We start from the raw sequence: 3953 nt of genomic DNA, 5'->3' as shown, positions 1-3953 counted from the left end.
GATATCGGCCCCGCCCTCGGGGCACAGCCCGCGCCCCGCAAGCCCGCTTTCCATCTCCGCGATCCCGGCCCGACCGGAGGGAGAGAGCATTCCACCGGACGCAAGGGCCTTTCGCGCCTCCGCCTGAACGCTCAGCATGGCGTCCAGCCCTCCCTGCGACACCAAAGCGCCGTCCGCGTTCTCGGATAGGATGAAGATCAGGGTGTGCGCCGCGCGCTCCCGGAACGTGAGGGCATCGCCATGCTCCTCCTCGAGCCTCCGCATCAGGTCCGCGGCCCGCAAGGTCATGGGGAACCCCCGTTCCGCCTCGCCCCTCGGTCCCTCCAACCCGTAGAGGACGAAGGCTCGCCCCTCCGCCGTCCCGCAGCTCTCCAGATTCAGGCCGCCCAGTTCCCGTCCCACGATTCCCCGCACGAAGGAGGATGCGGCCAGGGCCAGGGCCCTGGGGGTCAGTTCCCGTTCCTGGGCCGCGAGCCGTCCCGCTGCCGCGCACAGGAGACCGAATAGGAAGATCGCCCCCCGGTGCGTGCCGACGCCGCCGGTCGCCTGCAGCATCTCCTGCTCGCCCTGGCGTCCCGTCACGCGCAGCAGGGCGAACACGTCCTCGGGGCCGAGTTCCAGGGTTTCCATCCCAATGGACGCACAGTTGAGGAAACAGGGAAGAAGCGCCACGGCGCTGTCGATGAAGTGCTGGAAGGTCCGGTCCGCGCAGGAACCGTTGTCCAGGGGGGTGACCAACCCCGGCTTGGGGTAGACCGCGGCCTCGGCAAGCAGGGACCTGACGGCAAGCTGGGCGATCTTCAAAACGTGCAGGGTGTTCATTCCGTTACCGGGACTGCGCTTCCCTTTTCGGTACGTCCTTCCTCGCGAAATGGATCGTCCGGTCGTATCCCTTGGGCAGGTATTGGTAGGTCAGGATATAGAAGGCGCTGCTGAGACGGTTCAGCACCTTGACGATGTCCGGCCTCTCCACCCCCTCCCGCGACTCGAAGGCGCGGCAGGCACAGAGCTCCACCTCCCGGACCAGCGTCCGCAGCAGATTGAGCTCCGCCGCCCACCGCCCCATATCGGGATGGGGCAGAATATGCCCGATCCCGTAAGCGTGCTCCGGGAAATGCGAGCGCGCGTGAATCTCCTCGTCCGTCAGCCCCCACAGGGAAAGTTCGGAGCAGGGGACATCCCTCACCTCGCAGGCCAGGATCTCCCCGACCTTGTCCCGAACCTCCTCCAGGTCCTTCTCGAGCTGCGCGCACCCCGCCTCACGCGCCGCTATCTGCACGCGGATGATCGCGGCGTTCAGGCTGTCGAGCCGGCCGCGCAGCTCGATGCGCGGGTGGGTCTTGCCCACGACGGCGGCCCCCAGCAGATGCGTCGTGTGCTCCTGTTTCACCTCCGCCATGGACATCCCCGCCTCCTTCGTACAGAAACTAATGGCAGCCGCAGGAACAGCTTCCGCAGCTCCCGCCGCACCCCTTGGAGCCCCTGAGGGGCGCTCCCTCCAGCAGAATCAGGGTCTTGCCCCGACACTCGGGACAGCGAAGCGCCCCTCCCTCCTGCTCGAATACATGGGAACAGGAGGCACACCGAAAGGTCCGTTTCTCCGACATTCTTCCCACCTCCCCTACGCGCCGATGGTTGCCACCATCACGGCCTTGATGGTGTGCATCCGATTTTCGGCCTCGTCGAACACCTTGGAACAGGGGGACTCGAAAACCTCTTCCGTGACCTCGCAGCCCTTCACCGCCGGCAGGCAATGCAGGAAGATCGTCCTCTCCCTGCCGGTCGCCCTCATCAGATCCCCGTTGACCTGCCATGGGGTCAGCAGCCGGACGCGCGTCTCCTTCTGCGCCTCCTCGCCCATCGAGACCCAGACGTCGGTGTAGACGGCATCGGCCCCCTCGACGGCCCTCCGGGGATCGTCGACGATTCGGATCTCCGCGCCGCTTCGCTGCGCGGCCGCCCTGCACCGCTCCACCAGCTCGGGGTCGGGAAAGAGCTCCCTCGGGGACCCGATGGTGAAGTTGACCCCCATCTTGGCGCTGCCGATCATGAGGGCATTCGCCATGTTGTTGCGGCCGTCGCCCACATAGGTGAGGTTCAGGCCCTCGAGGCGACCGAAGTTCTCCTGAAGCGTGAGAAAATCGGCCAGGACCTGCGTGGGATGGTCGACGTCCGTCAGGCCGTTCCACACGGGGACCCCGGCCCACCGGGCCAGCTCCTCGACCATGCTCTGCCGAAACCCCCGGAACTCGATGCCGTCGAACATCCGTCCCAGCACCCGGGCCGTGTCCTTCACGTCCTCCTTGCCGCCGAGGTGAATGTCGTTCTTGCCCAGAAACTCGGGGTGCCCCCCCTCGTCGATGCAGGCGACCGTGAAGGCGCACCGGGTACGCGTCGAGGCCTTCTCGAAAAGAAGCGCCACGTTCTTCCCCGCCAGAGCGCAGCCCCGGATTCCGGCACGTTTCTTCGCCTTGAGGTCCGCAGAAAGGCTCAGCAGATAGGCGATTTCCTCGGGCGTAAAATCCATCAGAGTCAAAAAGCTTCTTCCCTTGAGATTGACCGGCATGCCACGTTCCCCCTTTTTCCAATGTCTCCCCATATCGGCCGTTTTATGTACGGTCCCGATGCCCCGCCCCGCGGCGGGCCCGTCATTCGCCCGGTTCGCCGGGGCCGTTCTCCCTGAAGAAGCGCGGCAGGACCTCCGGCAGCTCCTCGAAGGGGTATTCGCCGACCACCCGCCCCTCCCGGAACAGGACCGCGCCGGCCGGGGTCCCGGCAATTCCCAGTCGGGCGTGTTTCGCCTCCTTGGGTCCGTTGACCTCGCACCCCATGACCGCCACGCTCGTCCCGTCGGGCAGGTCCTTCAGCATCGGCTCGATGAGCGCCACGAGGCGCATGACGTCCGCGCGCCTGCGGCCGCAGGTCGGGCACGACACCAGGTTCACCCCCCGCGAGCGCAGATGGAGCGCCTTCAGGATCTCGTACCCCACCCGCACCTCTCGCTCCGGCCTGTCGGTCAGCGACACGCGCAGCGTGTCCCCGACGCCCTGCGCCAGCAGTGAGGCAATGCCGGCCGTGCTCTTGACGATCCCGCCGTCGCCGGGACCGGCCTCCGTCAGGCCGATGTGCAGGGGGAAATCGGGATACGCCCGGGCGATCAGGAGGTTGGCCCGCACCGTCTCGGGGACGGAGGAGGACTTCGCCGAGAGGATGATGTCCTCGAACCCGTTCTCCAGCAACAGCTCCGCCTGCTCGCGGACGGCCAGAAAGAGCGCCGCGGCGCGGTCCCCCCCCGCCTCCTCGAGCTGCCGCCCCGAGAGGGACCCCCCGTTGGCCCCGATGCGGATGACCACGCCCGTATCCTTCGCGGTCCGTATCATCTCGTTCAGGCGTCCCAGCGGCATGTTCCCGGGGTTGATGCGGATGCTCCGACACCCCGCGTCCATCGCCGCCAGGGCCAGAGCGGGGTCGAAATGGATGTCCGCCATGAGGGGCAGCTCGGTCCGCGGAAGCAGCCAGGCCAGCCCCTCCGCGTCGGCCGCCGTCGGCAGGGCCACACGGGCCAGCTCGCACCCCTCCTCGAGGAGGCTCCGGCACTGGTCCAGACAGGCCCCGCGATCGGACAGGGGGACCTTCAGCATGCTCTCCACCCGAACCGGGGCCCCGCCCCCGACCGTCAGGGGCCCTATCCGGACCTGACGCCTCATCGCGTCCAGAAGAGGTTGTAGACGTCCTGCCAGGTGACGAAGATCATCAGGGCGATCAGCAGGACAAAGCCCGTCATGTGAATCCAGTTCTCCACGCGCTCCGGAAGCCGGCGGCGAAACACCATCTCCAGCAGGACGAAGAGGATGCGCCCTCCATCGAGGGCGGGGATGGGGAAGAGGTTGAGGAGCCCCAGGTTCAGGCTGATCAGGGCCAGGAACGTCACGAAGCTCCAGAGCCCCTCCCTC

General features: G+C 67.1%; 6 protein-coding genes. All 6 read right to left on the bottom strand.

The annotated features are described in order from the left end of the window. A partial coding sequence (locus tag ABLA28_RS10865; protein WP_347713682.1) for a triphosphoribosyl-dephospho-CoA synthase occupies nucleotides 1-822 on the bottom strand: 822 nt, incomplete at its 3' end. A gap of 4 nt (nucleotides 823-826) precedes the next feature. Beyond that, nucleotides 827-1399 (bottom strand): hypothetical protein, encoded by a 573-nt coding sequence (locus tag ABLA28_RS10860; protein WP_314718318.1) that lies wholly within the window; start codon nucleotides 1397-1399, stop codon nucleotides 827-829. 28 nt (nucleotides 1400-1427) lie between these two features. After that, complete coding sequence (locus ABLA28_RS10855) at nucleotides 1428-1607, bottom strand: hypothetical protein (RefSeq protein WP_299300562.1); 180 nt, start codon at nucleotides 1605-1607, stop codon at nucleotides 1428-1430. A gap of 14 nt (nucleotides 1608-1621) precedes the next feature. After that, nucleotides 1622-2566 (bottom strand): ornithine carbamoyltransferase, encoded by a 945-nt coding sequence (gene argF, locus ABLA28_RS10850; RefSeq protein WP_347713681.1) that lies wholly within the window; start codon nucleotides 2564-2566, stop codon nucleotides 1622-1624. 82 nt (nucleotides 2567-2648) lie between these two features. Next, nucleotides 2649-3707, bottom strand: coding sequence for a (E)-4-hydroxy-3-methylbut-2-enyl-diphosphate synthase (gene ispG / locus ABLA28_RS10845; protein ID WP_347713680.1), 1059 nt, complete (start codon nucleotides 3705-3707; stop codon nucleotides 2649-2651). After that, on the bottom strand, nucleotides 3704-3953 hold a 250-nt coding region (locus ABLA28_RS10840; protein ID WP_347713679.1), incomplete at its 5' end, for a site-2 protease family protein. The genes ABLA28_RS10840 and ispG, both read right to left, overlap by 4 nt.

This window comes from uncultured Fretibacterium sp. (assembly GCF_963544685.1).
In the GTDB taxonomy this organism is placed as follows: domain Bacteria; phylum Synergistota; class Synergistia; order Synergistales; family Aminobacteriaceae; genus CAJPSE01.
Note: the sequence above shows the minus strand (reverse complement) of the source record. Positions and strands in the feature narration are given on the sequence as shown.

What these genes read in the sequence shown, in the direction of transcription:
- ABLA28_RS10860 (WP_314718318.1), bottom strand. Translation starts at nt 1,399, where the DNA reads ATGGCGGAGGTGAAACAGGAGCACACGACGCATCTGCTGGGGGCCGCC.
- ABLA28_RS10855 (WP_299300562.1), bottom strand. Translation starts at nt 1,607, where the DNA reads ATGTCGGAGAAACGGACCTTTCGGTGTGCCTCCTGTTCCCATGTATTC.
- argF (WP_347713681.1), bottom strand. Translation starts at nt 2,566, where the DNA reads ATGCCGGTCAATCTCAAGGGAAGAAGCTTTTTGACTCTGATGGATTTT.
- ispG (WP_347713680.1), bottom strand. Translation starts at nt 3,707, where the DNA reads ATGAGGCGTCAGGTCCGGATAGGGCCCCTGACGGTCGGGGGCGGGGCC.